General features: G+C 64.9%; 27 protein-coding genes and 3 pseudogenes. 24 read left to right on the forward strand and 6 right to left on the reverse strand.

Annotation, left to right across the window (positions count from 1 at the left end):
- Window positions 1–56: 56 nt before the first annotated feature.
- From cysS to cimA, 8 genes and pseudogenes are all read left to right on the forward strand, one after another.
- Window positions 57–1382 (forward strand): annotated as a pseudogene (gene cysS, locus AC07Y0_RS11535) (cysteine--tRNA ligase); the annotation flags it as partial.
- 309 nt (window positions 1383–1691) lie between these two features.
- A pseudogene (locus AC07Y0_RS11540) lies at window positions 1692–1835 on the forward strand (cysteine--tRNA ligase); the annotation flags it as partial.
- Window positions 1836–1843: 8 nt separating this feature from the next.
- A pseudogene (locus AC07Y0_RS11545) lies at window positions 1844–2017 on the forward strand (CysS/YqeB C-terminal domain-containing protein); the annotation flags it as partial.
- 441 nt (window positions 2018–2458) lie between these two features.
- On the forward strand, window positions 2459–2944 hold the full coding sequence (locus AC07Y0_RS11550) for a GFA family protein (protein WP_498677333.1): 486 nt from the start codon (window positions 2459–2461) through the stop codon (window positions 2942–2944).
- A gap of 127 nt (window positions 2945–3071) precedes the next feature.
- Entirely contained in the window at window positions 3072–3536 is a 465-nt protein-coding gene (locus AC07Y0_RS11555) for a GFA family protein (RefSeq protein ID WP_498677335.1), read from the forward strand.
- 3 nt (window positions 3537–3539) lie between these two features.
- Window positions 3540–4031 carry a GFA family protein gene (locus tag AC07Y0_RS11560; RefSeq protein ID WP_498677338.1) on the forward strand — a complete coding sequence of 164 codons (492 nt, stop codon included), beginning with the start codon at window positions 3540–3542 and terminating at the stop codon, window positions 4029–4031.
- Window positions 4032–4033: 2 nt separating this feature from the next.
- Window positions 4034–4993: a prolyl aminopeptidase gene (pip, locus tag AC07Y0_RS11565; RefSeq protein ID WP_498677339.1), complete on the forward strand. Its 960-nt coding sequence runs from the start codon at window positions 4034–4036 to the stop codon at window positions 4991–4993.
- Window positions 4994–5149: 156 nt separating this feature from the next.
- Window positions 5150–6766 carry a citramalate synthase gene (cimA, locus tag AC07Y0_RS11570; RefSeq protein ID WP_498677341.1) on the forward strand — a complete coding sequence of 539 codons (1617 nt, stop codon included), beginning with the start codon at window positions 5150–5152 and terminating at the stop codon, window positions 6764–6766.
- Between the two features lie 25 nt (window positions 6767–6791).
- Here the strand turns inward: cimA and AC07Y0_RS11575 are convergent, their stop codons facing one another.
- Together AC07Y0_RS11575 and AC07Y0_RS11580 are read right to left on the reverse strand one after the other, a co-directional pair.
- A complete protein-coding gene (locus AC07Y0_RS11575) occupies window positions 6792–7826 on the reverse strand; it encodes an aldo/keto reductase (RefSeq protein WP_498677343.1) in 1035 nt (344 codons plus the stop codon).
- Window positions 7827–7868: 42 nt separating this feature from the next.
- On the reverse strand, window positions 7869–9044 hold the full coding sequence (locus tag AC07Y0_RS11580) for an MFS transporter (protein ID WP_498677345.1): 1176 nt from the start codon (window positions 9042–9044) through the stop codon (window positions 7869–7871).
- A 106-nt stretch (window positions 9045–9150) separates the two neighbouring features.
- Here AC07Y0_RS11580 and AC07Y0_RS11585 point away from each other — a divergent pair, with 106 nt between their 5' ends.
- On the forward strand, window positions 9151–10056 hold the full coding sequence (locus AC07Y0_RS11585; protein WP_498677347.1) for a LysR family transcriptional regulator: 906 nt from the start codon (window positions 9151–9153) through the stop codon (window positions 10054–10056).
- 37 nt (window positions 10057–10093) lie between these two features.
- Here the strand turns inward: AC07Y0_RS11585 and AC07Y0_RS11590 are convergent, their stop codons facing one another.
- On the reverse strand, window positions 10094–10984 hold the full coding sequence (locus AC07Y0_RS11590) for a protein-L-isoaspartate O-methyltransferase family protein (RefSeq protein WP_498677352.1): 891 nt from the start codon (window positions 10982–10984) through the stop codon (window positions 10094–10096).
- 146 nt (window positions 10985–11130) lie between these two features.
- On the opposite strand from AC07Y0_RS11590, the gene rarD reads away from it, so the two are divergent.
- On the forward strand, window positions 11131–12045 hold the full coding sequence (gene rarD, locus AC07Y0_RS11595; RefSeq protein WP_498680221.1) for an EamA family transporter RarD: 915 nt from the start codon (window positions 11131–11133) through the stop codon (window positions 12043–12045).
- 49 nt (window positions 12046–12094) lie between these two features.
- Complete coding sequence (locus AC07Y0_RS11600; protein ID WP_498677354.1) at window positions 12095–12424, forward strand: DHCW motif cupin fold protein; 330 nt, start codon at window positions 12095–12097, stop codon at window positions 12422–12424.
- A 12-nt stretch (window positions 12425–12436) separates the two neighbouring features.
- Here AC07Y0_RS11600 and AC07Y0_RS11605 read toward each other — a convergent pair whose 3' ends face one another.
- Window positions 12437–13057 carry an LOG family protein gene (locus AC07Y0_RS11605; protein WP_498677355.1) on the reverse strand — a complete coding sequence of 207 codons (621 nt, stop codon included), beginning with the start codon at window positions 13055–13057 and terminating at the stop codon, window positions 12437–12439.
- Window positions 13058–13212: 155 nt separating this feature from the next.
- On the opposite strand from AC07Y0_RS11605, the gene AC07Y0_RS11610 reads away from it, so the two are divergent.
- Together AC07Y0_RS11610 and AC07Y0_RS11615 are read left to right on the forward strand one after the other, a co-directional pair.
- A complete protein-coding gene (locus AC07Y0_RS11610) occupies window positions 13213–15240 on the forward strand; it encodes a LysM peptidoglycan-binding domain-containing protein (protein WP_498677357.1) in 2028 nt (675 codons plus the stop codon).
- Between the two features lie 129 nt (window positions 15241–15369).
- Window positions 15370–17265 carry an ABCB family ABC transporter ATP-binding protein/permease gene (locus tag AC07Y0_RS11615; protein ID WP_498677359.1) on the forward strand — a complete coding sequence of 632 codons (1896 nt, stop codon included), beginning with the start codon at window positions 15370–15372 and terminating at the stop codon, window positions 17263–17265.
- A 33-nt stretch (window positions 17266–17298) separates the two neighbouring features.
- Here the strand turns inward: AC07Y0_RS11615 and AC07Y0_RS11620 are convergent, their stop codons facing one another.
- Window positions 17299–18585 carry a sensor domain-containing diguanylate cyclase gene (locus AC07Y0_RS11620; RefSeq protein ID WP_498677362.1) on the reverse strand — a complete coding sequence of 429 codons (1287 nt, stop codon included), beginning with the start codon at window positions 18583–18585 and terminating at the stop codon, window positions 17299–17301.
- A 238-nt stretch (window positions 18586–18823) separates the two neighbouring features.
- On the opposite strand from AC07Y0_RS11620, the gene AC07Y0_RS11625 reads away from it, so the two are divergent.
- From AC07Y0_RS11625 to AC07Y0_RS11635, 3 genes are all read left to right on the forward strand, one after another.
- The gene (locus AC07Y0_RS11625) at window positions 18824–19522 is read left to right on the forward strand and encodes a phosphatidylserine decarboxylase (protein WP_498677363.1); all 699 of its coding nucleotides are present in this window, start codon (window positions 18824–18826) and stop codon (window positions 19520–19522) included.
- A 20-nt stretch (window positions 19523–19542) separates the two neighbouring features.
- Window positions 19543–20394, forward strand: a complete 852-nt coding sequence (pssA, locus tag AC07Y0_RS11630) for a CDP-diacylglycerol--serine O-phosphatidyltransferase (RefSeq protein WP_498677364.1) — start codon at window positions 19543–19545, stop codon at window positions 20392–20394.
- 186 nt (window positions 20395–20580) lie between these two features.
- Window positions 20581–20718, forward strand: a complete 138-nt coding sequence (locus tag AC07Y0_RS11635) for a hypothetical protein (protein WP_498677366.1) — start codon at window positions 20581–20583, stop codon at window positions 20716–20718.
- A 3-nt stretch (window positions 20719–20721) separates the two neighbouring features.
- Here AC07Y0_RS11635 and AC07Y0_RS11640 read toward each other — a convergent pair whose 3' ends face one another.
- A complete protein-coding gene (locus AC07Y0_RS11640; protein WP_498677368.1) occupies window positions 20722–21486 on the reverse strand; it encodes an SOS response-associated peptidase in 765 nt (254 codons plus the stop codon).
- A gap of 151 nt (window positions 21487–21637) precedes the next feature.
- On the opposite strand from AC07Y0_RS11640, the gene AC07Y0_RS11645 reads away from it, so the two are divergent.
- The 8 genes from AC07Y0_RS11645 to AC07Y0_RS11680 all read left to right on the forward strand — a co-directional run bounded on the left by AC07Y0_RS11645 (window position 21638) and on the right by AC07Y0_RS11680 (window position 26780).
- The gene (locus AC07Y0_RS11645; RefSeq protein ID WP_498677370.1) at window positions 21638–22057 is read left to right on the forward strand and encodes an NUDIX hydrolase; all 420 of its coding nucleotides are present in this window, start codon (window positions 21638–21640) and stop codon (window positions 22055–22057) included.
- 58 nt (window positions 22058–22115) lie between these two features.
- Window positions 22116–22553, forward strand: coding sequence for a TIGR02301 family protein (locus AC07Y0_RS11650; protein ID WP_498677371.1), 438 nt, complete (start codon window positions 22116–22118; stop codon window positions 22551–22553).
- Between the two features lie 99 nt (window positions 22554–22652).
- The gene (locus AC07Y0_RS11655; protein WP_028736157.1) at window positions 22653–22910 is read left to right on the forward strand and encodes a hypothetical protein; all 258 of its coding nucleotides are present in this window, start codon (window positions 22653–22655) and stop codon (window positions 22908–22910) included.
- 20 nt (window positions 22911–22930) lie between these two features.
- Complete coding sequence (locus AC07Y0_RS11660; RefSeq protein WP_498677373.1) at window positions 22931–23689, forward strand: hypothetical protein; 759 nt, start codon at window positions 22931–22933, stop codon at window positions 23687–23689.
- 120 nt (window positions 23690–23809) lie between these two features.
- Window positions 23810–24649, forward strand: coding sequence for a CAF17-like 4Fe-4S cluster assembly/insertion protein YgfZ (gene ygfZ, locus AC07Y0_RS11665; RefSeq protein ID WP_498677374.1), 840 nt, complete (start codon window positions 23810–23812; stop codon window positions 24647–24649).
- 3 nt (window positions 24650–24652) lie between these two features.
- Window positions 24653–25282: an HD domain-containing protein gene (locus AC07Y0_RS11670; RefSeq protein WP_498677375.1), complete on the forward strand. Its 630-nt coding sequence runs from the start codon at window positions 24653–24655 to the stop codon at window positions 25280–25282.
- Window positions 25279–25812 carry a tyrosine phosphatase family protein gene (locus tag AC07Y0_RS11675; RefSeq protein WP_498677376.1) on the forward strand — a complete coding sequence of 178 codons (534 nt, stop codon included), beginning with the start codon at window positions 25279–25281 and terminating at the stop codon, window positions 25810–25812. The genes AC07Y0_RS11670 and AC07Y0_RS11675 overlap by 4 nt, the downstream gene beginning before the upstream one ends.
- Window positions 25809–26780: an NUDIX hydrolase gene (locus AC07Y0_RS11680; RefSeq protein WP_498677378.1), complete on the forward strand. Its 972-nt coding sequence runs from the start codon at window positions 25809–25811 to the stop codon at window positions 26778–26780. The genes AC07Y0_RS11675 and AC07Y0_RS11680 overlap by 4 nt, the downstream gene beginning before the upstream one ends.
- Window positions 26781–26825 lie beyond the last annotated feature (45 nt).

Below are 26825 nucleotides of genomic sequence, written 5' to 3' on the forward strand. Positions count from 1 at the left end.
ATCAAGTCCCAGATGACAAACGACCCGGTCCAGCCGGACGATTTGGCTATTGGGAGATTGGAATGGCGACGAGCCTCAAGCTTTACAACACACTGACACGCGACAAGGTCGATTTCACCCCGATCGATGCCGACAGCGTGCGCATGTATGTCTGCGGCCCGACCGTCTACGACTTCGCCCATATCGGCAATGCGCGCCCGGTCATCGTCTTCGACGTGCTCTACCGGCTGCTGCGCCATGTCTACGGCGAAAGCCACGTCACCTATGTGCGCAACATCACCGACGTCGACGACAAGATCAACGCCCGGGCGCTGCGCGACTTCGGCGCGCAGATCGCCGATGGCTCGATGACGCTGAACGAGGCCATCCGCGCCGTCACCGGCAAGACCGAGAGCCAGTTCCATGCCGACGTGGCGGCGCTCGGCTGCCTCCAGCCCACCGTCGAGCCGCGGGCAACCGACAATATCGGCCAGATGATCGCCATCATCCAGCGGCTCTTGGACCAGGGGCACGCCTATGTGGCTTCCGGCTCCGAAGGCCAGGAAGTGCTGTTCGCTACCGCCTCCATGGCCGACTACGGCCAGCTTTCGAAGCGCAAGCTCGAGGACCAGCAGGCCGGCGCCCGCGTCGCGGTCGAAGCCCACAAGACCAATCCCGGCGATTTCGTGCTGTGGAAGCAGTCGGCCGATACCGAACCGGGCTGGAGCGCCAGCTTCACGTTCGAAGGCAAGACGGTGGCCATCCACGGCCGTCCCGGCTGGCACATCGAATGCTCGGCCATGGCGGATCGTTATCTCTGGGAGGACATCAAGGACCGGCTTTCGCCGCGCGCCAAGGCAAGCCCGCACCAGTTCGACATCCATGGCGGCGGGCTGGACCTGATCTTCCCGCATCACGAGAACGAGATCGCCCAGTCCTGCTGCGCCTTCGACACCGAAGTAATGGCCAATGTCTGGATGCACAACGGCTTCCTGCAGGTCGAAGGCCGCAAGATGTCGAAGTCGGAGGGCAATTTCGTCACCATCAACGAGTTGCTGGCTGGCAAGTCGAGGAGGCCGTTCCCAGGCGAAGTGATCCGTCTCACCATGTTGGCGACCCACTATCGTCAACCCATTGATTTCAGCGAGGCCAAGCTAGGTTTCTGGAGGGACAAGCTCTCTGGATGGGTCAAAGCTTTCACTAACTACGCCGCGGAGGAGTTTCAGAACGGGCTCTATGTGGGGGAATCCGTTGTCTCTCCATCTCCAAAAGTGGTGGCGGCATTGGCCGACGACCTCAATTTTCAGGAAGCTATCGTTCATATCGATCATTTGGCGCAACAAGCAGCAGCGAATCCGATCGCCGCGAATGAGCTAGGTAGCAATCTCATTTGGCTTGGCCTTTTCCGAAGCTACCTCAAGCACGCATACTTTGATGCACTCATGCATAGTGCCCGTCCCCATCTGCTAAGCAAATACACGGAGACCCTCGAAGACGCGCGCGCGCTAGTGCTCAACTATTACAACTGGGCCACAGATCTTGACGCGCGCAATCGCTCCCGAACTGAGCTCAATCACCTTTTTCAGACCCGTTTTCCTGAACTCACGCGCGATCAGGTCAAAGTGGTTTTGCATGAGCACGGTGCCATCACTCTGGAAGCCATCAGCGAAGAGAGCAGGCTGGACAGGCAAGAAATTGAACAATGCATCGCGCACCGTCTTGAGCTTATCAAGCTGAAGAACTTCGCTGAGGCCGACAAGATCCGTAATGATCTTTCGGCGCAGGGAATCCAACTCAAGGATGGCAAAGACCAAGCCACTGGTGAGAAGGTTACCACTTGGGAGCTTAAGCAATGACCGGTAACCTATCTGCGGCCATTCAAGCTCTTGTGGACATGCGGCTTGAAATGCTGAAGGCGGGCAATCAAGCCGAGGCCGACAAGATCCGCGACGACCTTCTGGCCAAGGGCATCCAGCTCGAGGACCGCAAGGACAAGGAAAGCGGCGAGCGGGTGACCACCTGGGAGGTCAAGCGGTAGGATGTCTGTTCTGGCGACTGGCGATACCCTCCTCTGCCCTGCCGGGCGTTCGGCCCTGCAATCGATTCACTGGATCGATTGCTCGGCTACGCCGACCGTGCCTCACCCCCTCAAGGGGGGAGATCGGGAAGTTGCGCCGTCGCCGCCCCCTTGGAAACGCGGCACTCGCGGACACGAATGGGACTTCGGGCGCTGTGCCTCTCTTGGCCTTCTGCAATGCTCACCGGTTCTGATGCGGACCGGAGCGGCCGCCGCGGGGCCGATCTCCCCCCTTGAGGGGGTGAGGCACGGTCGGCGTAGCCGAGCAATCGATCCAGTGAATCGATTGCAGTGCCGAACGCCCGGCAGGGCAGAGGGGGGTGACACCTCGTCGAAATGCGCCCTTCGATTGCATGTCCGGCCGCCTCACTGGGACAAAGCCATCAGCACGGGAGACCCGTCATGACAGAAGCCACCTACACCGGGGGATGCCAGTGCGGCGCGGTCCGCTTCCGGGTCGCGGGCGTCCTCAAGGACTCGTCGATCTGCCATTGCCGCATGTGCCAGAAGGCGTTCGGCGCCTACTATGCGCCGCTCGTCTCGACGCGGGGCGCCAAGCTCGAATGGACGCGCGGTCAGCCGAAAAAATTCCGCTCGTCGAATTTCGCCCTTCGCGGCTTCTGCGGCCATTGCGGCACGCCGCTGACCTACGAGGCGCCCGACGGCGTGGCGATTGCCGCCGGCGCCTTCGACGATCCGTCGCTGCTGCCGCCCATCGTGCAGTTCGGCACCGAGGGCAAGATCGGCTTCGTCGACCGTCTGCACGAACTGCCTGGCCACCGCACGGAAGAGGATGCCGTAGAGGCGCCCTTCGTGCTGGAGATCGTATCCTACCAGCATCCCGACCACGACACCGGCGGCCAATGGCCGAAGGAGAGCAAGGAATGACGGAAAAGAACCCCAATACGCAGATGCCCAAATGGCTGCTCTACGGCCTGATCGGCAAGGGCATCGTGGTCGTACTCATCACCGTCGGCGTCGTCGCCTATGTGGCCCTTCGCTAGGAGAAGATCGAATGGATGGAATTTTCACCGGCGGATGCCAGTGCGGTGCGGTCAGGTTCCGGGCGGAAAAGCTCGGACGGCCGTCGATCTGCCATTGCCGCATGTGCCAGAAGGCCTTCGGCTCGTTGTTCGGCGCGCTGGTGACGGCCGATCATGCGCATCTGACCTGGACGCGCGGCCAGCCCTCGCTGTTTCGCTCCTCGGCCAAGGTCAAGCGCGGCTTCTGCAACAAGTGCGGCACGCCCCTCACCTACCATGTCGGCGAGCATATCGAACTGGCAATCGGCGCATTTGACCACCCCGAGCTGATCGAGCCGCAGGTGCAGGTCAACCACGACAAGCGGCTGCCCTGGATCGACCACCTGTTCGAGAAGCCGGCGGCGACCTCACCGGAGATGGAAGCGTTCTTCGCCTCGGTGGTGTCGAACCAGCATCCCGACCATGACACGGCCGTCTGGCCGCCCGAGGAGGAGTGAGCCTTGAACGGAGCCGAGAGCCACAGCGGTGGATGCCAGTGCGGCGCGGTGCGCTATCGCATCGCCGGCAAGCTCGGCTATCCGCATCTCTGCCACTGCCGCATGTGCCAGAAGGCCGGCGGCAATTTCTTCATGGCGCTCGCCGGTACCCGCGAGGAGACCTTTGAGATCACCCGCGGCGCGCCGCGCTGGTTTTCCTCCTCCGATCCCTGCCGCCGGGGCTTTTGCGAGAGATGCGGCACGCCACTTTTCTTCAAGACCGTCGATTCCCCCTATGTCAGCGTGACGATCGGCAGCCTCGACAATCCGGAAGCCACCACGCCCGTGTCGCAGGACGGGGTGGAGGCGCGGATTTCCTATTTCGACAAGCTCTTCTCGCTGCCGCAAAAGGCGACGGACCGTTCGGACCTGCCGGACGGAAATGCGCGGATCGCGCGGAGCAACCACCAGCATCCCGACCATGATACAGCGGTCTGGCCGCAGCAAAAGGATTGATCATGAGCACTGACTTGCGCGGGTTCTACCCGGAGATCGAACCGTTCGAGACCGGCTTCCTCGATGTCGGCGACGGCCACACGATCTATTGGGAACGCGTCGGCACCAAAGGTGCCAAGCCCGCCGTTTTCCTGCATGGCGGCCCGGGCGGCGGCACGAGCCCGACGCAGCGCCGCCTGTTCGATCCGAAGCTCTACGATGTCCTCCTGTTCGACCAGCGCGGCTGCGGCAAGTCGACCCCGCATGCCGGACTGGACGCCAACACCACCTGGCACCTCGTCGCCGACACCGAACGGCTGCGCGAGATGACGGGCGTCGATAAATGGCTGGTGTTCGGCGGTTCCTGGGGCTCGACGCTGGCGCTCGCCTACGCGGAGACACATCCGGAGCACGTGTCGGAACTGGTCCTGCGCGGCATCTACACGCTGACCAGGGCGGAGCTCGACTGGTACTACCAGTTCGGCGTGTCGGAGATGTTCCCCGACAAGTGGGAGCGCTTCCAGGCGCCGATCCCCCAGCACGAACGCCACGACATGATGGGCGCCTATCGCCGCTACCTGACGGGCACGGACAGGAAGAAGCAGCTCGAATGCGCGATCGCCTGGAGCACCTGGGAAGGCGGCACCATCACGCTTCTGCCGAACCCGGACTATGAGGCGCATTTCGGCGAGGACGACTATGCGATCGCCTTCGCCCGGATCGAGAACCATTTCTTCGTCCATGGCGGGTGGATGGACGAAGGCCAGTTGCTGCGTGATGCCCATAAGCTCCGGGACATTCCCGGCGTGATCGTGCACGGCCGCTACGACATGCCCTGCCCGGCGAAATATGCCTGGCAACTGCACAAGGCCTGGCCCAAGGCCGATTTCCACCTGATCGAGGGTGCCGGACACGCCTATCTGGAGCCGGGCATCCTCGACCAGCTGATCCGCGCGACGGACCGGTTTGCGGGGAAAAAGTAAGATAGCCCCTCACCCTGACCCTCTCCCCGCAGGCGGGGAGAGGGGACGGACACGTCGGCGGCGCGGCCCTTCTCCCCGCTTGCGGGGAGAAGGTGGCGGCAGCCGGATGAGGGGCAGCGCAATGAAGAGACGACATATGCCTCGGGAGGCACACACATGACACGCGAAAAGATCTACCTCTTCGACACCACGCTGCGCGACGGGCAGCAGACGCCGGGCATTGATTTTTCGGTCGAGGACAAGATTGCCATCGCCGCCATGCTGGACGAGTTCGGTCTCGACTATGTCGAGGGCGGCTATCCGGGCGCCAACCCGACCGACACGGCCTTCTTTTCCAAGAAGCGGACCAGCCGCGCCTCATTCGTCGCCTTCGGCATGACCAAGCGCGCCGGCGTCTCGGCCTCCAACGATCCGGGCCTCACGCAATTGCTTCAAGCCGAGAGCGACGCGGTCTGCCTGGTCGCCAAGACCTGGGACTATCACGTCGAAGTGGCGCTCGGCTGCACCAACGACGAAAATCTCGACAGCATCCGCGAGAGCGTCGAGGCGGTCGCCGCCGCCGGCAAGCAGCCGATGGTCGATTGCGAGCATTTCTTCGACGGCTACAAGGCCAATCCCGCTTACGCTCTGGCCTGCGCCAAGGCGGCCTATGACGCCGGCGCACGCTGGGTGGTGCTGTGCGACACCAATGGCGGCACCCAGCCGCCGGAGATCCGCGACATCGTCCAGGCGGTGATCGCCGCCGGCGTTCCCGGCGCCTCGCTCGGCATCCATGCCCACAACGACACGGGCCAGGCGGTCGCCAATTCGCTGGCCGCCGTGGAAGCCGGCGTGCGCCAGATCCAGGGCACGCTGAACGGCATCGGCGAACGTTGCGGCAACGCCAATCTGGTGACGATCATCCCGACACTCTGTCTGAAAGAGACCTATGCGTCGCGCTTCGAAACGGCGATCGACACCGACAAGCTGGTCGAGCTCACCCGGCTGTCGCACGCCTTCGACGAGCTGCTCAACCGCTCGCCCGACCATCAGGCACCCTATGTCGGGGCGTCAGCCTTCGCCACCAAGGCCGGTATCCATGCCTCGGCGCTGCTGAAGGACCCGCGCACCTACGAACACGTGGTACCGGAAAGCGTCGGCAATTTCCGCAAGGTCATGGTCTCCGACCAGGGCGGCAAGGCCAATTTCATCAATGCGCTGAAGCGGCGCGGCATCGACGTCGACAAACAGGATCCGCGGCTCGACAAGCTGATCTCGATCGTCAAGGAGCGCGAGGCGTCGGGCTATGCCTATGAGGGCGCGGATGCGAGCTTCGAGCTTCTCGCCCGCCGCACGCTCGGCAGCGTGCCGGACTTCTTCTCGGTCGAGAGCTTCCGCGTCATGGTCGAGCGCCGCTTCGACAGCCATGGCCGCCTCAAAACGGTGTCGGAAGCCGTCGTGAAGATGGTGATCGACGGCAAGGCCGTCATGTCGGTCGCCGAAGGCGACGGCCCGGTCAACGCGCTTGATCTCGCGCTGCGCAAGGACATCGGCAAATTCCAGGCCGAGATCGCCGATCTCGAACTCGCGGACTACAAGGTGCGTATCCTCAACGGCGGCACCGAAGCCATCACCCGCGTGCTGATCGAGTCCACCGACGATACCGGCGTGCGCTGGTGGACCGTCGGCGTGTCGGAAAACATCATCGACGCCTCGTTCCAGGCGCTGATGGATTCGATCGTCTACAAGCTGATGAAGAACCGTGAGCTGGCCGGCAAGATCGCCGCCGAGTGAACGGCGGCGATCTGCACACGGCGTTTTACACCGCCGGCGGGCTGAGCCTGGCGAAGCCTTCCTGGCGATAGTACGGGAAATGCGGATAGGCGGCGTCCGTCACACTGGCGGCGTCGAGCGCGGCGATCTGTTCGGCCGTCAGGGTCCAGCCGATGGCACCGAGGTTCTGGCGTAGTTGCTCCTCGTTGCGGGCGCCGATGATGACCGAAGAGACGGTCGGGCGCGACAGCAGCCAGTTAAGCGCCACCTGCGGCACGGTCTTGCCGGCCTCCTCGGCAATGACGTCCAATGCATCGACCACACGGTAGAGCCGTTCTTCGTCGACCGGCGGGCCGAAGGCGGCCGTTTCGTGCAGGCGGCTCTGCTTCGGCAGCGGGCTGCCGCGGCGGATCTTGCCAGTGAGACGGCCCCAGCCGAGCGGGCTCCAGACCATCGCGCCGATGCCCTGGTCAAGGCCGAGCGGCATCAGGTCCCATTCGTAGTCGCGGCCGACCAGAGAATAGTAGACCTGGTTGGCCACGTAGCGCGGCCAGCCGTGCTTTTCGGCGGCAGCCAGCGACTTCATGATCTGCCAGCCGGCGAAATTGGAGACGCCGACATAACGAAGCTTGCCTGCGGCGACGAGCCGGTCGAGGGTCGACAGCACCTCCTCGACCGGGGTCGAGGCGTCGAAGGCATGAAGCTGCAGGAGGTCGATATAGTCTGTGCCGAGGCGGCGCAGGGCGGCGTCGACGCTGGTCACGAGGCGCGCCGAGGACGTGCCCCACTCCGCCGGGCCGTCGCCCATTGGCAGGCCGGTCTTGGTGGAGATCAGCACGTCGCCGCGCCGGCCCTTGATGGCCTGGCCGAGTACCTCCTCCGAGGCGCCGGCCGAGTAGACGTCGGCCGTGTCGAACAGGTTGACCCCGGCCTCGAGGCAGATGTCGACCATCCGCCGCGCCTCGGTCACATCGGTATTGCCCCAGGCGCCGAAGAGCGGGCCGGAGCCGCCGAACGTGCCGGCACCGAAACTCAAGGCCGGCACGCGCAGGCCGGAAGCTCCCAAGCGACGATATTCCATGACAGTGTCCTTTCGATAGTTGATGCGTTGGTGGGGTGTGGTTCAGGCCTTGGCCGGCGCCGCATCCAGGCCCCGCTGCTCGCGGCGCATGGCGACGAGGGCGAGTCCGACGGCCGCAACGGGGAAGATGGCGGCGACGATCGGCAGATGGGCAAGGCCCGGACCGTGCTCGATGGTAAGCCCGCCGACCCAGGCGCCGATCGCATTGCCGAGGTTGAAGGCGGCAATGTTGAGGCTGGAGGCCAGCGCCTGCCCCATGCCTCTGGCCTTCTGCAGGATGCGCAGCTGCAGCGGCGCAACGGTGGCAAAGCCGGCGGCACCGAGCAGGCCGACCATGGCCGCGGCGGCGAACGGGTAACCGATCAGCATTTCCATGGCGACCAGCACGACGCCGAGCCCGCCCAGCGACAGGATCAAAGCGCGGTCGAGATTGCGGTCGGCCAGGCGGCCGCCGAGCAGGTTACCGACGACCAGACCGGCCCCGAACAGCAGCAGGATCGGCGAGACGGCCGTCTCGGCAAAGCCGCTGACCTGGGTGAGGATCGGCGCGATGAAGGTGAAGACGGCAAAAACCGCGGCGAAACCGAGCACGGTCATGGCGAGGCTGGTCACCACCGGTTCGCTGAACAGTACCGAGAGGGACGTGCCCTTCTCGGTCTTGTCCGCCGCGGCGTCTTCCTTCGGCAGGAAGATGGCGAGAACGGCAAAGGCTATGACCCCGACGACGGCAACCGCCCAGAACGTCATTCGCCAGCCATATTCCTGGCCGAGCCAGGTGCCGAGCGGGACGCCGACGATGTTGGCGACCGTAAGCCCGGTGAACATGACGGCGATGGCCGAGGCGCGGCGGTCCTCGGCGACGAGGCTGGTCGCCACCACGGAGCCGACGCCGAAGAAGGTGCCGTGGGCCAGCGCCGTGACCAAGCGGGCGACCATCAGCGCTTCGAAGTTCGGGGCCAGCGCACAGGCCGCATTGCCGATGGTGAAGACCACCATCAGCAGCAAAAGTATGGTGCGCGACTTCATCCGCCCGGCAAAGGCGGTGAGGATCGGCGCACCGACGACCACGCCGAGCGCATAGCCGGAGATCAGCAGGCCGGCCGTGGCGATCGAGATGCCGAGATCGCGGCCGACCTCGATCAGCAATCCCATGATGACGAATTCGGTGACGCCGATCCCGAAGGCGCCGGCGGTGAGAGCATAAAGGGCAAGGGGCATGGAGAGACATCCTCTATCTGGTGCCGTTAGGCTCTCCAGATAGACAGATGCGGTTCGGTGAAATAGTATGCCGAGAAGAACAATATATGTGAACTGAAGTCACATCATGGCCCGACAGGACATCAATCGATCCGGCGAGATGGAAGTCTTCGTGCAGGTGGTGGAACGAGGCGGCTTTTCCGCCGCCGCCCGCGCCTGCCGCATGACGCCTTCAGCCGTCAGCAAGCTCGTCGCGCGGCTGGAAACCCGGCTCGGCACGCGGCTGGTCAATCGCTCGACCCGCAAACTGCTGCTGACGCCGGAAGGCCAGGTCTTCTACGAGCGCTCGGTGCGCATCCTCGCCGACATCGACGAGGCGGAGAAGAGTGCAGCCTCGCTCGACAATCCGCGCGGCCTGATCCGCATCAACACCAGCGCGGCCTATGGCACGCATATCCTCGCGCCGGTGCTTTCTCGCTTCCTGGAAGCCCATCCCGGCATTTCCGTGGAGATCGTCCAGACCGACCAGGTGGTCGACCTGCTGGCGGAACGGGCTGACATCGCCATTCGTGCCGGGCCGATGGCGAGCTCCAGCCTGGTCGCCCGCAAGCTCGGCGAGACCGCGCTCGTGATCGTCGCGTCGCCGTTCTATCTGGCGCGTCACGGCGAACCGCGGACCGCCGCCGACATGGAGCGCCATTGCCGGTTGGGTTTCGGCTATGTCCGGGCGCTGTCCGACTGGGAGGTTCCGGAGGGCGACGCCATCGTTCCGGTGCCGGCGGTCGGCCGCGTCAGCGCCAGCGACGGCGAGGCGCTGCGTCACCTGGCGATCGGCGGTACCGGACTGGCGCGGCTCGCCGCCTTCACCGTGCGCGACGACATCGCCGCCGGCCGGCTGGTCCAGGTGCTCGACGATCCGCGTACCCGGGTCAGCGAAGCCTTCCACGCGGTCTATGTCGGCCAGGGCGGCCACCTGCCCGCCCGCATCCGGGTGATGCTCGACTTTCTCTCCGAGCACGGCCGGGTCTCGTGATCGCGAACGACGGCCGGCCGACATTCGGTCCCTGCCGTCACTCCGCCGCGGCCACGGCCAGCGCGTGGGTGGAGAGGCCCCAGTCGGGCTCTGAATACCATTCGTCCTCGTCCGCAACGCCCTTCCAGCGCAGGCTCTGAACCGCCCGCCAGTTGTCGGCGAAGGCGGCCCGAAGCCGTGTATGGCAAGCCCAGTCCGACCGCGCGACGCCCTCGCCCCAGACGAAGGAGACGCCTTCGATGAAGCGGGAGGCGTAACCCGGCGCCTCTCGCCGCACCAGGAGGAAGCCGGCCATGGCGGTGTATTCCGGTCCCTTGCCCTTGCACTCGAAGTGCGGCACGCCGAGCGGAAACAGCAGTCGCCCGCCCGGCTTCAGTCGCTCGATCCACGGATCGGCCGGCCGGTCGACGGCGAAGTTGACGTAGACGATGTCGGCGTCTTCCCTCGGCCATTCCACGGCATTGCCGCAGACCACCTCGACATTGCCACGATCCGCAAGGCAGGCCCTTGCCCGCTCGGCGAGCGCCGTGTCGTACTCGATCGCGAGGATATGTCCCTCAGGACCGACGAGTTCCGCCAGGATGGCCGTGTAATAGCCCGCGCCTGCGCCCGCGTGCACGACGGTTTCGCCGCGCTTCGGCGCCAGCGAATGAAGGGCCAGCGCATGCAGGGACGGGCTGCCGTTGCTGACGCCGCGCGGCGCGTCGAGCGCCACCAGCACATCCTCGTAGAGGGTCGCGACATCCTGCGACGGCGATTCGTGATAGCCGCCGTGTTCCTGGATGAGCCAGGGCGGCGGCCCGAGGAAGTCCTCACGTCTCACATGGGAAAAGGCGCTCGCCAGAGGGCCGTCCTCGAGCACGCCCGCCTTCTGCAGCATTCGCACCGCATAGTGCCGACGCTGCTCCGTCGTCGAACCGGCAAGCATGATTCTCCTCCATCTGCTCGCCCCCCGCGTGCAAATCTGCCGCGAGCACGCATCAAAAGCAATCAGCCATTGTTCACCCGAATGAATTTGCTCATTCGCAAGTCATCGGCTAACCCGCATGCCCAGATATTGATCAGGATGCGAGCATCATGAGCGAAGAGATCGCCCCGGCACTGAAGAACGAGGACAGCGCACGCGGCTTCGCGTTCGCCTTTGCGGCCTATTTCATGTGGGGTTTCCTGCCGCTCTACCTCAAGCTCGTGGCGCATATTCCGCCGATGGAAGTGGTCGCCCATCGCGTCATCTGGTCGTTGCCGATCACCGCCGTGATCCTGCTGCTGCTCAGGCGCAGCGGCGACGTGTGGAAGGCGATCCGTACGCCGTCCATGCTCGCCATGGCGCTGGTGACGGCGAGCCTGGTGACGGTCAACTGGTTGGTCTATGTCTACGCGATCACGTCGGGCCATGCCCTGCAGGGCGCGCTCGGCTATTACATCAATCCGCTGATCTCGGTGCTGATCGGCGCCATCCTGCTCAAGGAACGCATGATGCTGCCGCAGAAGGTCGCCATCCTTCTGGCGGCGATCGCGGTCGCCATCCTCACCTATGACGCCGGCGGCCTGCCGTGGATCTCGCTGGCGCTCGCCTTCAGCTGGGGCTTTTACGCCTTCTTCCGCAAGACGCTGCCGATCGGCCCGAATCAGGGCTTCTTCCTCGAAATCCTGATCCTCTCCGTGCCGGCCTGCCTCTACATTCTGTTTGTCGAGCTGAGTGGTACGGGGCACCTCGCCAACGGCAACGGGGCAAGCGACATCGGACTGCTGATCTTCAGCGGCATAGCCACGGCCATTCCGCTGATGACCTACGCCAACGGAGCGAAACTGCTCCGGCTGTCGACGATCGGCATGATGCAGTATATCGCCCCAACCATGGTCTTCATCACCGCCGTCTTCGTGTTCCACGAACCCTTCGGCCAGACGAAGTTCATCGCCTTCCTGTTCATCTGGGCCGGGCTGATCACCTATTCCTGGCCGATGATCCGCGAATACCGCAATCGCTGAGCGGCGGAAGACCGCGCGACGCGTCGGCGAAACCGAATGGAGACATGCGATGCAGATGGCGGACATCCCCTTCGGCACCACCGACTGGAGCACGGTCGAGGCGACAGAGCACAAGGGCGAGAGGGGCGCTGCCACCTGGCGCACGCGCCATTTCGGCCCGATCCGGGTCCGGATGGTGGAATACACGCCCGGCTATCTGGCCGATCACTGGTGCGTCAAGGGACACGTCCTGCTCTGCCTCGAGGGCGAACTGACGACCGAGCTTGCCGATGGTCGCGTCTTCGTGCTGAAGCCGGGCATGAGCTATCAGGTCGCCGACAATGCCGAACCCCACCGCTCCTCCACCGAGGTCGGCGCCAAATTGTTCATCGTCGATTGACCGACCCCGGCTTCAAAGCCGGGAAATGACCTCATCGACCCCGTCGAGGTCGGCGACCGTTTCCAGCTTTTCGAGGATGGCCGGCACGATCTCATCGATCTCGGCGATCACCATGGGCTGGACCCTGTGGGCGGTGTGGATGAAGCCCTGCTCGCGCATGTGGCGCACCAGTTCGAGCATCGGATCCCAGAAACCGTTGACATTGGCGAACACCATCGGCTTCTCGTGCCGGCCGAGCTGTGCCCAGGTCATGATCTCGACGATCTCTTCCAGCGTGCCGATACCGCCCGGTAGCGTCACGAAGGCATCCGCGCGTTCGAACATGGCATGCTTGCGCTCATGCATGTCCCTGGTGACGATCAGCTCGTCCAGCTGGCCGAGGGAATGGCGCGTGGCCTCCATGTCGACGAGGAATTCCGGGATGATGCCGGTCACCTGACCGCCGTTCGAAAGAACGCCGCTGGCGACCGCCCCCATTATGCCCTTGGTGCCGCCACCATAGACGAGACGCATGCCATGCGCCGCGATCGAACGGCCGAGCGCGCGGCCGGCTGCCATGTAGGCAGGATCGCGACCGGGCTGGGAACCGCAATAGACGCAGACGGATCGAATCGAGGATGCTTTTTCAGTCATGTCCGAAAGATGACTATGGAGCGGCGGCGAGGTCAACAAAATTGACGGAAACCTGTTCGCCACAATCCGGAATCCCTTGAGAACGCTTGTGAAAGCCGAAAGATAGGGCTAGCAATTTTAAAGAATATGGCGGCTGTTCCGCCCGGAGACTGATGATGATGAAAAACCGCGCCGTTTGGGTGGCCCTGTTGGTGCTCGGCGTTGCAACCCTGCTGATGGTGTTCTTCGTCCTGCCGCGCGTTTCGCCGGTCAAGGACGATGCCTCGCAGGCCGTCACCACGGCCAAGGACGCTGCTGACAAGGCGCAAACCACGGTTACGGACGCCGCCAAGACGGCCGCCGGGAAAATGGACCGGCTGAAGGCCGAGGCCACCACCGCGGTGACCACCATGAAGGCGCTGTTTGCCGAAGGCCGCACGCCGGCGGCCGATGCTTTCGCCACCGCCAAGGGCGTCGCCCGGGCTGCGGTTTCGGCGCTCGCCGCCCTCGACATTCCTGCCGGAATCGACGCTACGCTCGACACGGCGATGAAGAAGGCCCGCGAAGACGCCTCCAAGGCCCTCGCCCTCATCGAGTCGCTGCCCGACGATCCGGCCAAGGCCGCAAGTCTCATCGCCGCCATCGAAAGCGCGCTGACGGGCAACACGGCACCTGAACCCGCATCTGCCGCCCCGGCCGCAGCATCTGACGCGGCGGCCGATGCCGGCCTGCCGCGCTTCGACGTTCTGCGCGTCGAGCCCGACGGCTCGACCGTGATCGCCGGCAATGCCGCTCCGGGTTCGAAGCTCGAGATCGTTTCCGGCGACAAGGTGATCGCCACCCTCGACGTCGACCCGAGCGGCGATTTCGCCGCCGTGCTCGACCAGCCGCTGCCGCCGGGCGACCACAGCCTGCAACTCAAGGCGACCGGCACGGACGGCAAGGCGCTCACCTCGGACGAGGTCGCGACCATCTCCGTTCCCGCCGATCCGAACGGCAAACTGCTCGCCATGGTTTCCAAGCCCGGCGAGGCAAGCCGCCTGATCACCCTTCCCGAAAGCGTCAATTCCGGCGCCAAGCAGGAGCGCGTCGCCGCGAGCGCGACCGCACCGGCGGCGGACAATCCGGCGGCAGCACCTGCCGAGACCGCGACCGCGCCGTCCACGGCGCCGGCCGGGACCGCGCCCGCCGCGCAACCGGCCGAGATCCAGGTCACCGCCGTCGAGATCGAGGGCAACCGCATCTTCGTGGCCGGCAAGGCCCCCGTCGGCAGCAGCGTGCGCGGCTTTGCCGACGAGACATTGATCGGCACCGTCGTTACCGATGCCAGCGGCCATTTCGTCGTCGATGGCGAGGTGCCGATTTCCGTCGGCGCCCACGTGATCCGGGCGGAACTGCTCGACGCCAACGGCACCGTCGTCGTGCGTGCCTCCGTGCCGTTCGACCGACCGGAGGGCGAGCAGGTATCCGTCGTCGCGCAAAACAGCCAGACGGCATCCGGACAGGGCGGCGCCATGGTGCCCGTCGACCTCGCCGCCTTCGAAAAGCTGCGCGGATCGCTCGGCCAGGCGTTTGCCCTGCTGCAGGGGCTGTATGCCGACGGCAAGAAGCCGGCGCTCGAAGAACTCGCCGCCGCGCGTTCGGCCACCGAGATCGGCCTGAAATCGATTGCCGATTTCCGTCCGGCCACCATCGCGGCTGCCCCGCTCGCCGAGTTCGTCGCCGCCACGGCCGGAAAGGCTGGCAAGGCCCTTGCAGCCGTGCAGGCATTGCCGAGCGATATCGAGGAGGTCGGTACCGAACTGCCGAAGATCGCCGCGCTGATCGAGGCCGTGCTTTCGCCGGTCGCGCCCTCGCCTGACCTGGCAAAGTCGGCCGGGGCTGAAGCAACGACTGCGCCGTCAGCGCCGGCCGCCACGCAGGACACTGCAGCGGTACCGGCCGAGCCGAAGACGATCGAGCAGGAGCCGCTGACCGAGAGCAGCAACAGTGTGATCATCCGTCGCGGCGACACGCTTTGGCAGATTTCGCGCCGCCTCTACGGCCAGGGCGTGCGCTACACGACCATCTACCTCGCCAACTCCAACCAGATCCGCAACCCGGACCTGATCGAGCCGGGCCAGGTCTTCCAGGTCCCGAGCGAAGCGCTTCCCAACGCCGAAGAGATCCATCGCAAGCGGCTGAGCGGCGAGCCGGTCAACTGAACAGACGGCGGGGACTTTCTCCGCCCGGACATTGCATTGGGCGAAGCGAAGGCCTATCTGCGAACCAGGCGGCGGCTCCGAAGGAGTCGCCGCCTTTTGCGCTAAAGACGGTTTCAAGGGCGGACGGGAATGGCTGACAACAACAAGAAGAAGACGGTTTCGGCGGACAGCAGCAACCCGCTCGGCACGCTCGTCAACCTCTGGCCCTACATGTGGCCGCGGGACCGGCTGGACCTCAAGTTGCGGGTCGTCTGGGCGACGATCTTCCTGCTGGTCTCGAAATTCGTACTGATCCTCGTCCCCTATTTCTTCAAATGGGCGACCGACGCGCTGAACGGCAAGCTCGACATGGCGGGCATCCTGCCCACCTTCCTGCTCGGCGCCGTGGCGCTGGTGATCGTCTACAACCTCACCCGCATCGCGCAGGTCGGCCTCAACCAGCTGCGCGACGCGCTGTTCGCCAGCGTCGGCCAGTATGCCGTGCGCCAGCTCGCCTACCGAACCTTCGTGCACATGCATCGGCTGTCGCTGCGCTTCCATCTGGAGCGCAAGACCGGCGGCCTGTCGCGCATCATCGAGCGCGGCACCAAGGGCATCGAGACGATCGTCCGCTTCACCATCCTCAACTCGATCCCGACGCTGATCGAATTCCTGCTGACGGCGGCAATCTTCTGGTGGAGCTACGGCTTCTCCTATCTCGCCGTCACGGCCTTCACCGTCTGGGCCTATATCTGGTTCACCATCCGCGCCAGCGACTGGCGCATCGGCATCCGCCGGGCGATGAACGACAGCGACACAGACGCCAATACCAAGGCGATCGACTCGCTGCTCAACTTCGAGACCGTCAAGTATTTCGGCAATGAGGAGATGGAGGCCAGCCGCTTCGACCAGTCGATGGCGCGCTACGAGAAATCGGCCACCCAGGTCTGGACCTCGCTCGGCTGGCTCAACTTCGGCCAGGGCGTGATCTTCGGCGTCGGCACCGCCGTCGTCATGGTGATGTCGGCCATCGCCGTGCAGCAGGGCCAGCAGACGATCGGCGACTTCGTCTTCGTCAATGCCATGCTGATGCAGCTCTCCTTCCCGCTCAATTTCATCGGCTTCGTCTACCGCGAAATCCGCCAGGGACTGACCGACATCGAGCAGATGTTCGACCTTCTGGAAGTGGATGCCGAAGTTGTCGACAAGCCCGGCGCCACCGAGCTTTCCATCCGCCAGGGCGGCGCGATCGCCTTCAAGGACGTGCATTTCGCCTATGATCCGCAGCGCCCCATCCTCAAGGGTATCTCGTTCGAGGTGCCGGCCGGCAAGACGGTCGCCGTGGTCGGCCCGTCGGGCGCTGGCAAGTCGACGATCTCGCGGCTGCTCTATCGCTTTTACGACATCCAGCAGGGTTCGATCACCATCGACGGCCAGGACGTGCGCGACATCACCCAGAAGAGCCTGCGATCGGCGATCGGCATGGTTCCGCAGGACACCGTGCTGTTCAACGACACGATCGCCTACAATATCCGCTACGGGCGCCCCTCCGCCAGCGATGCCGACATCGCCCAGGCCGCCGAGGTCGCGCAGATCGGCCACTTCATCACCGACCTGCCGGACGGTTTCCAGACCAAGGTCGGCGAACGCGGCCTGAAGCTCTCGGGCGGAGAGAAGCAGCGCGTCGCGATCGCCCGCACCGTGCTGAAGGCGCCGCCGATCCTGATCCTCGACGAGGCGACCTCGGCGCTCGACACGACGACCGAACAGGAAATCCAGGCGGCACTCGACGTGGTGTCGAAGAACCGCACGACGCTGGTCATCGCCCACCGGCTCTCGACCGTGGTGAATGCCGACGAGATCATCGTGCTGAAGGGTGGCGAGATCGCCGAGCGCGGCACCCATGCCGCGCTGCTCGAAAAGCAGGGCCTCTATGCCTCGATGTGGAACCGCCAGCGCGAAGCGACCCAGGCGGAAGAACATCTGCGGCAGGTCCGCGAGAGCGACGAACTCGGCGTGGTGGTGCGCAAGCCCCCGGCATCCTGAGGCAAGTCGCCCTCATCGCCCGGCGGCTCGAACCTAACCGGCGACGCAGATGCGGTTGCGGCCGCTGTTCTTGGCGAGATAGAGCGCGTTGTCGGCGCGCTTGAGGGCCTCGTCCAGGGTCTCCTCCAGTGGATAGAAGCCGGCCAGACCGATACTGACCGTACCGGCCACGGCCGACAGGGCCGCATGACGGCAACTGCGCTCGACTTCGACCCGCATCCGGTCGGCAATGCGTTCGGCGTCATGGATCGATGCGTTCGGGAACAGCGCGTAGAATTCCTCGCCGCCCGCCCGAGCAATGACATTGCCCTCACCGATCGCCTCTTCCAGCACGCTGGCGATCAACCGCAGGGCGTTGTCGCCCTCCGCGTGCCCCAGCCGGTCGTTGATCAGTTTGAACTGGTCGACGTCGATGACGGCCACGGCCAGGGGGTGGCCATCACCGGCTGTCCGCTGCACGATCTGGTCGGCCAGCTCGAAGAACTTGCGCCGATTATAGGCATTGGTCAGCGGATCGCGCTCGGCAGCTTCGATCAATCGCGCTTCGAGCATCTTGCGGTCGGTGATGTCGAGGATCGCTCCGGCAATACCGCGCACGCGCCCGTCGCCGCCTTGCATCGCCGCCTTGTGGAAGACGACATGGCGGCTCGTTCCGCCGGAATGGCAAATCTCGCTCTCGTAGACCTGGGTTCCGCCGCGCTGCAGAAGCTCGTCGTCGGCCGCCTGATAGCGGCTCGCCAGCGCTTCGGGGGCCACTTCGAAGACCGAGCGGCCGACAACAGTGTCGGGCGTCCGGCCGATGAAGGTAGCGAAGGCGACATTGCAGCCGACATAGATGCCGTCGGCGTTCTTGAAGAAGATCGGCGCCGGCAGATTGTCGATGCAGGCCTGCAGGTAGTCGCGCTCAATGGCAAGATGGCCGCGTTCCTGACAGGCGGCGCGGACTCGCTCGAGCGCCCGCCGTGTGCGGGCCAGGCAGACGGCGATATCATCGGCCGAAGTCGGATCGACGACATCGTCGGCGCCGAGCACAATGGCACGCTCGATCCAGCCGCCACTGAGATTTTCCGCAGCGATGACGAGATAGGCATGTTCGCCCAGGGTGCGGCGCAGTTCGCGCACCGCATTGCCCAGGCGTTCAATCGCCACGGGCACGAAATATGCGATCGGCCTTTCCGGAATTTCGATGGACAAGGGCGCGGTCACGCCGTGCGCGGCCAGAAGCGGCGGTATCGGACGGCTATCGACGGCAAGCCAGAAGATCTCGCGGTCCTCCTTCGCACCGGCCTGCCACATCGAACTCTGTTCAATACTGGACAACTGCTCTTCCGATTTCAAGGCGGCGGTAATGCATCGCTGCAGGATAAGCCTGCAGTTTTGACCCACCATTTGGGGGGGTAAATGTTGACGGAAGGTGCATGGCGCCCCAACTACCAAAAATGGTCAGGCTATGACGCCATTTGCCGCGTCCTTCGGTTTCGGTGGCTTGAGCATTGCCCCCGGCGCGCTTTCGGGGTAGTCAGCCACGTCGATCCTTTGCAGCGAAACGGGGTTTTTCATGGATCTGTTCGAGAGTATCCGTAAGGCTATCGTGCCTGTGCACAAGGAGGGCTACCCCTTCGTCGCCATCTTCTTCGTGGCGTCCCTGATCCTCGGCTGGATATTCGAGCCGCTCTTCTGGATCGGCATGGTACTGACCCTGTGGTGCGCCTATTTCTTCCGTGATCCGGAACGGGTCACCCCGCAGGATGACGATCTCGTCGTCAGCCCGGCCGATGGTCGCGTCTCCGCCATCCAGATGACCGTTCCGCCAGAGGAACTGCATCTCGGCACCGAGCCGATGTTGCGCATCTCGATCTTCATGAACGTCTTCAACTGCCATGTGAACCGCTCGCCGGTGCGTGGCCGCATCGTCAATATCGTCTACCGCGAGGGCAGCTTCCTCAATGCCGAGCTGGACAAGGCGAGCGAAGAAAACGAACGCAACGGCCTCGTCATCGAAACCAGCCACGGCGAAATCGGCGTCGTGCAGATCGCCGGCCTCGTCGCACGCCGCATCGTCTGCTGGGCCAATCCGAACGACCCGCTGGCTGCCGGCGAGCGTTTCGGCCTCATCCGTTTCGGCTCGCGCCTCGATGTCTTCGTGCCGGCCGGCGCGGAACCGCGCGTGTCCATCGGCCAGACCGCCATTGCCGGTGAGACGGTGATCGCCGAGTTCGGCTCGGCCAAGGGACCCGTCGTCAGCCGCCGCAGCTGAGGTCAGGAAGGACAAGCCGCATGCAGACGCCAAAGCCGTCGGCCGAAGAGAACGGGCACAATGATCGCGCGCGCGGCCCTCGCCTTCGCGAGATCCCCTTGCGGCTGCTCGTACCGAACCTCATCACCGTGCTGGCCATCTGCGCCGGCCTGACCGGAATTCGGCTGGCCTTCGAGAACCGCTACGAACTGGCGGTCATGATGGTGCTCGCCGCGGCCTTCCTCGACGGCATCGACGGGCGCATCGCGCGCATGATGAAGGCGACGTCGAAATTCGGCGCGCAGATGGATTCGCTGGCCGACATCGTCAATTTCGGCGTTGCCCCCGCCCTCGTCCTCTACGTCTTCATCCTCGACCAGGCCCGCTCCTTCGGCTGGATCGCGGCGCTGATCTACGCGATCGCCGCCGGGTTGCGCCTGGCCCGCTTCAATGTCATGGCCGAACGCGAGACCAAGGTTCCGTGGCAGTCGGAGTTCTTCGTCGGCGTGCCGGCCCCGGCCGGCGCCATGCTGGTGCTGCTACCGGTCTATCTCGGCTTTCTCGGCGTGCCGCCGAGCGCACCCGTCGCCTTCGCCGGTGCCGTCTACACCATCCTGATCGCCTATCTGCTGGTCAGCCGCCTGCCGGTGTGGTCGGGAAAGTCGGAGACCAGCCGCATCCGCCGCGATCTCGTCCTGCCGATGATTCTCGGCGTGGTGCTCTACGTGGCCCTGCTGATGAGCTTCACCTGGGAAGTGCTATCGCTGACGGTGCTCGGCTATCTTCTCTCGCTGCCCTTCGGCGCCCGCTCCTGGCACCGCCGCTACGGCACGCTGACTATCGGCGAGGAAGCTCCAGAAAAGGGCCTTTCGGAGATCGATCGGGGTCTTTGAGGCGCGTTTTCTCAGCGAAACGGCAGAATTTTCCCGAAAGAATCGATCATTCCTCGCGAAACATGGCCGATTCTGATCAAAATTGATTTGCGTCATGGTTTGCGCCACGCTTTTGTCGTGATCTGCTCGAATAGAGCAAAAAAACAAAAATCAGAAAATACCCAGGAAACACGTCAGGAGCACGACATGACCACCAAGGCCCCCGCCGAGGCGAAGCCGGCGAACCCGAATCTCGACTCCCTCTACAGGCCGCTCGGCCTCAAGGCTGTCATCGCCGCAGCGCTGATGCTGAAGCGCAAGCCGGCCAAGAAGGCCGTCGCCTGAGGCTCAGAACAGGCTCATCTGGCCACCGCCCGATGACTTCTTCTCCGGCTCGGCCACGACCAGGCTTTCCCCGACCGGGGCTTGCACCTCCGGTCCGGTATTCTTGACCTTGTTGACGAGGTCGGACACGGGCACCGCCTCGAAGAAATCCTCCTCGGCGGGCACCAGCAGATCGGCGACGTGGCGCGGCTCTGCGCTCTTGCAGTCGAGCCACCGTTCGAAATCCTCCGCCTTGATCACCACCGGCATGCGGTCGTGAATGCGTCCGATCGTGCGGTTGGAACCGACCGTCAGGATGGCACCGGTGTCGACTTCCGATCCGTCGGCCGACGACCAGGTCTCCATCAGGCCGGCAAAGGCGACGATCTTGCCGTGGCGCGGCTTGATCCAGTAGGCCTGCGATTTCTCGCCACTGTCCTTGGCGGGCCGGTGCCATTCATAGAAGCCGGATGCCGGAACCAGCACGCGCCGGTGCCGCATAGCGGCGCGAAATGAGGCCTTGCCGATGGCCGTCTCCGAGCGTGCGTTGATCAGCAGCGGGAAATCGTTCGGATCCTTCACCCAACCGGGTATCAGGCCCCAGCGGACGAGCACCGCCTTGCGGTCCGGCAGATTGCTTCCGGCCTCCGGGCGATCGCCGGCGACGACGACCAGGATCGGCTGGGTCGGCGCGATATTGTAACGCGCCGGAAACCCTTCGAGCTCGAGCAGCCCGAGGAACTCCTGAACCTCTTCAGGTGTCGCCGTCAGTGAAAAACGTCCGCACATGGCAAATCCATCGCACTTGCCGCCAGACCGGTCAAGGCAAGGGCGGGCGCCGCCGCGGCGCTTGCGAGCCCGGGAAAGACTGGCGATAGTCAGACCGTCGATTCTCCGCCGCGCCCCTGTGCACGTCGACAGCCCCCAGGAGATCCGGTTCATGCAGACTCGCCCTCGCCTTGCCTCTTCCGCCATCGTCGAACGCGAAGGCCGTTTCCTGCTCGTGCGCCGGCGCAATCCGCCGGCCGCCGATCTCTTCGCCTTTCCCGGCGGGCGGGCCGAGCCCGGCGAGACGCCGGAGGAAACCGCCATCCGCGAACTGTTCGAGGAGACGGGACTGGAGGGGCGCGAGGCTCGCCTCTTCGAAACGCTGGAACTGCTGCCCGAAGACGGCATGCCGGAAAGCCATTTCCTGCTTTCCGTCTTCCGCGTCGAGGCGGCGGCCGAAACGGTCGCCGTCGCCGACGACGATGCGCTCGAAGCGGGCTGGTTCCTGCCTGAGGAGATCGCCCGCCTGCCGGTCCCCGACAGCGTGCGCGCCTGCGTCGAGAGGCTGGTCAGGGGCGGCGAAGCGGGATAAACAAAGGCACGGCGCTTCGATCGCCGACGACTTTACCGCAGCGACGACAAGGCAGAGCATGCGCGCGACAGGATTTTCCGCCAAGGTCTTCTTCGTGGCTGCCGCCTTTGCCCTCGGTTCGTTGCCGGCCAGTGCCCAGACGCCCGAGGCACCCGCCGCACCGGAAGCCACGCCCGAATCGACGGAGAAGCCCGCTCCCTACGACGACAAGCTGGCCCGCCTGTCGGAGATCATCGGCGCAGTGCACTACCTGCGCAATCTCTGCAACACGGAAAGCGAGCCGGAGTGGCGCGAGGCCATGCAGAAACTCGTGGATACGGAGACCGCGACCGAACCGAAACGGCGCGCCCGCATGGTCTCCGCCTATAATCGCGGATACCGCTCGTTCGCCTCGGTCTACACCACATGCACCGCATCGGCGATCGCCGCCGAAAGCTTCTACCGTAACGAAGGCGCAACACTCGCCGTCGAAATCGCTGCCCGCTATGGAAATTAACGATTAATTCACCTGTTTTGGTCTCGGGCCGTGTCGTTTTGACAAAAGGCTGATAGTGTCATTAACAGGTGAGTAAGGACTACGCTTCGGGGAATGACCATGGAACCGCGCCGCAACGAGATCGACGACATGATCGTGCATGAAAAGACGCAGGCCGCGCTGGAATACCAGAACGAGGCCTGGGCCGACGGCATCGCGGATGGCATCGAGCCGGAAATCATTGCCGACGCCGCCTTCGCGCTGGCGATGCGGGAGACCATCCGCATCCATGGTGAAAACGGCGCCGAAGCGGTGCTCGAATCATTGCGCAGCCGCATGCTTGCCGGCGAATTTTCGCCCGAACGTCGTGTTCAGTAACAAGATCCAGAGGCACTGCGATGCATAGCAGGCTGAAGCTCTTGCGGCGCGATCGCCTCGTGCCCCTCCTTTCCGTTGCCCTGGCCGTCGGCCTGACGGTCGGCGCCATGCGGCCAGCCTTGGCCCTTTCCGACATCCCGCCTATTCCCGCTCCCCAGCAAGATCCGGCAGCCCCGCAAACGCCGGCCGAGGACGAGAAGGTCGACGAGCTTCCCGATCCCGGCCTGACCGGCATTCCCGATCCCGATCCGCTGATCAAGAAGCCCGAGACGCAACAGCCTCCCGCCAATGCCGAGGCGAACGAGCCGCCGCCGGAGGTCATCTACGACATCACCAAGGCGCCCGAGCCGGTGCGCCACCTGCGCGAACAGATGATCGAAGCAGCCGCTTCGGGTGACATCGAGCAGCTGCGGGCGCTGATGAATCCCGGCCCCAACCAGACCCAGATCCTCATGGAGACCAGCGAGGATGCCGATCCGGTCGCCGCACTCAAGCAGTTGTCGGGCGACGACGAAGGCGTCGAAATCCTCGCCATCCTGATCGACATCCTGTCGACCGGCTTCGTGCGGATCGACGTCGGCACGCCGAACGAGACCTATGTCTGGCCCTACTTCGCCGAGAAGGCGCCGGCTATGCTGACGCCGCCGGAGAAGGTCGAACTGCTGCGCATCGTCACCGCGGGCGACTTCGCCGAAATGGAAGAACTCGGCAACTACAACTTCTTCCGCATCGGCATCACGCCGGACGGCAAGTGGAAATTCTTCACCGCTGGCGACTGAGTTCCCCCTGGCGACGCAATTTTCGGCGTGGATCATTTGCCGCCGGACGGCTGGAATCGATTCCCTTTTGCGATGCGATGCTCTAACTCTCGGGCATCGACCAACCGGAAGGGAACGACGATGCCCGCAGCCTCCCTGCCCGACCGTGCACTGATCCAGGTATCCGGTGCCGATGCCGAGCATTTCCTGCACAATCTGGTAACGACCGACATCGCGGCGCTGCCCCCGGGCGAGGCCTGGCCCGGCGCGCTTCTCACGCCGCAGGGCAAGATCCTGTTCGACTTTCTCATCGCGCGCGACGGCGACGGATTTGTGCTGGACACCACCGCCAGCCAGCGCGAGGCGCTGATCAAGCGGCTCTCCATGTACAAGCTCCGCGCCGCTGTCGAGATCGTGGCGCTCGATCCGGAAGGCGTGACCGTCGCATGGGGCGAGGATGCGGACGAAGCCGGTCTCGTGGATCACCGATTCGCCGTTGCCGGCGTCCGGGTCACGCGCAAACCGGGCGGCGGACAGGCTGAGGTCGCGCAGGGCTACGACGCGCTGCGCGTGCTTGCCGGTATCGCCGAATCCGGCTCCGACTTTGCCCTTCAGGATGCCTTTCCCCACGACGTCCTGTTCGACCTGACGGGCGGCGTTTCCTTCCGGAAGGGCTGTTATGTCGGCCAGGAAGTGGTCTCGCGCATGCAGCATCGCGGCACGGCGCGGCGCCGGGTGGTCGTGGTGACCGCAGACGCCGCCCTGCCCGCCGCCGGCACGGAACTACTGACCGGCGGCAAACCGATCGGCACGCTCGGCACGGTCGCCGGCAATCGTGGCCTGGCCATCGTTCGCATCGACCGCGCCGGCGAGGCCATCGCGTCCGCCACGCCGATCCTGGCGGGCGAGACCGCCGTCTCGCTGTCGCTTCCGTCCTGGACCGGGCTTGCCTTTCCCACCAGCGCCGCCGAGGAGGGCTGAGCCATGGCCGAGGCCGCCGCACTTTCGGGGCGCGCCTGGCAGCGCATGCTGTCCGGACGGCGGCTCGACCTGCTCGATCCCTCGCCGCTCGACGTGGAGATTTCCGACATCGCCCACGGGCTCGCACGCGTTGCCCGATGGAACGGCCAGACGAAGGGCGATCACGCCTTTTCCGTCGCCCAGCATAGCCTGATCGTCGAGGACATCTTCCGCCGCCTCAATCCCAAGGCCACGCCGAACGAGATGCAGGTGGCGCTCCTGCACGATGCCCCGGAATACGTGATCGGCGACATGATCTCGCCGTTCAAGGCCGTGGTCGGCGGCGGCTACAAGCTGGTGGAGAAGCGGCTGGAGGCGGCGATCCACCTGCGCTTCGGCCTACCGGCGCATCCGACCCGCGCGCTGAAGGACCAGATCAAGAAGGCCGACACCATTTCCGCCTATTTCGAAGCGACCGAACTTGCCGGCTTTGCCGAGGTGGAAGCCCGCAAATTCTTCGGGCAGCCGCGCGGGATCGCCCGCGACAGCCTGCTGATCGCGCCGCTGCCGGCTTACCAGGCCCAGGCGCTGTTCCTTGATCGCTTCGAGGCCATCGAGGCTGCGCGCGGGGTGCGCCCAAAGGTGTCCACATGAGCCTGATCGTCGTCTCGCCGCTGTCGCGCATCGCCGAACTCGCCGTTCGCCACAAGGCGCGCGAGATGATCACGCTGATGGCCGAGAAGCAGGATTTTCACCGCCCCGCGGTGATCTCCGCCGACCGCCACCTGAAGCTCGGCGTCAACGACATCACCTTTGCGGGCACCGGCGACCTGATCGCGCCGCAGGAGCGTCATGTGCTCGAGATCATCGAATTTGCCCGCACATGGGACCAGAGCGCACCGCTCCTCATCCACTGCTGGATGGGCGTGTCGCGCTCGCCGGCGGCCGCCCTGATCGCCAGCCTTGCCGTCGCCCCGGAAGACGACGACGAAGCGCTGGCGCGACGATTGCGGGCCGCCTCGCCCTTTGCCACCCCCAATTCCCGCCTGATCGAAATCGGCGACAGCCTGCTTGGCCGTGGCGGACGCCTCAAGGCCGCGGTCAAGGCGATCGGTCGCGGCGCGGATGCCGACGGCGATGCGCCCTTCGTTCTGTCTGTGCCAGCCGCGACGGAAACCCCATGACGGACCGGACCACATCCGTCGAGATCGGCCTCAATGCAGCGATCGTCGCGGTCACCGGCGGCAATCCGCGCATCCTGGTGGTGAACGACCCGACCAGCCGCCTCGAAGGCCTGCCCTTCGGCCCGTTCGACCCCGTTCGCCACCGGACGATGGAGATGTCGCTGCGCACCACGGTCACCGCCCAGACCGAACTGCACATGGGCTATATCGAACAGCTTTACACCTTCGGCGATCGGGGCCGGCACAAGATGGCGGGCGACGTCGGCCCGCATGTCGTATCGGTCGGCTATCTGGCGCTGACCCGCATGGATACCGCCCGCGAGGCGAGCCTTGATGCGGTCGGCGCGCACTGGCGCGACTGGTACAGCTACCTGCCCTGGGAGGACTGGCGCCACGGCCGGCCCGCGGTGATCGACCGGGTGATCCTGCCCGCGCTTGCGCAATGGGCGGAGGAAGACCCGAGCGAGGACAAGGCGGAGATGCGACCGTCGCGCCGATCGCGGCTGAAGCTCGCCTTCGGGCTTGACGATTTTCCCTTCGACGAAGAGCGGGTTCTCGAACGCTATGAACTGCTCTACGAGGCAGGACTGGTCGAAGAAGCCGTGCTCGACGGCCGGGTCGCGGCGCGGCGCGTGTCGGAGCCGATCGGCATCGCCATGCGCTTCGACCACCGGCGGATCGCCGCGACCGCGCTTGCACGGCTGCGCGGCAAGATCAAGTATCGCCCGGTGGTCTTCGAACTGATGGCGCCGGAGTTCACGCTCACCGAACTGCAGGTAACCGTCGAGGCGATCTCCGGCCGGCACCTGCACAAGCAGAATTTCCGGCGCCTGGTCGAGGGCGCCGAACTGGTCGAACCGACCGGCGAAACGCTCGCGACCGGCGGCCGGCCAGCGGCGCTTTTCCGCTTCCGCCGCCAGATTCTCGAGGAGCGGCCGGCGCCAGGCCTCAAGCTCGGCGGACGCTGAGCCGAGGCCGCAGATCCTGCCAATCCCCCCCTTGCGTTTGACCCC

Source organism: Allorhizobium sp. GW101-3B10, from assembly GCF_059424725.1.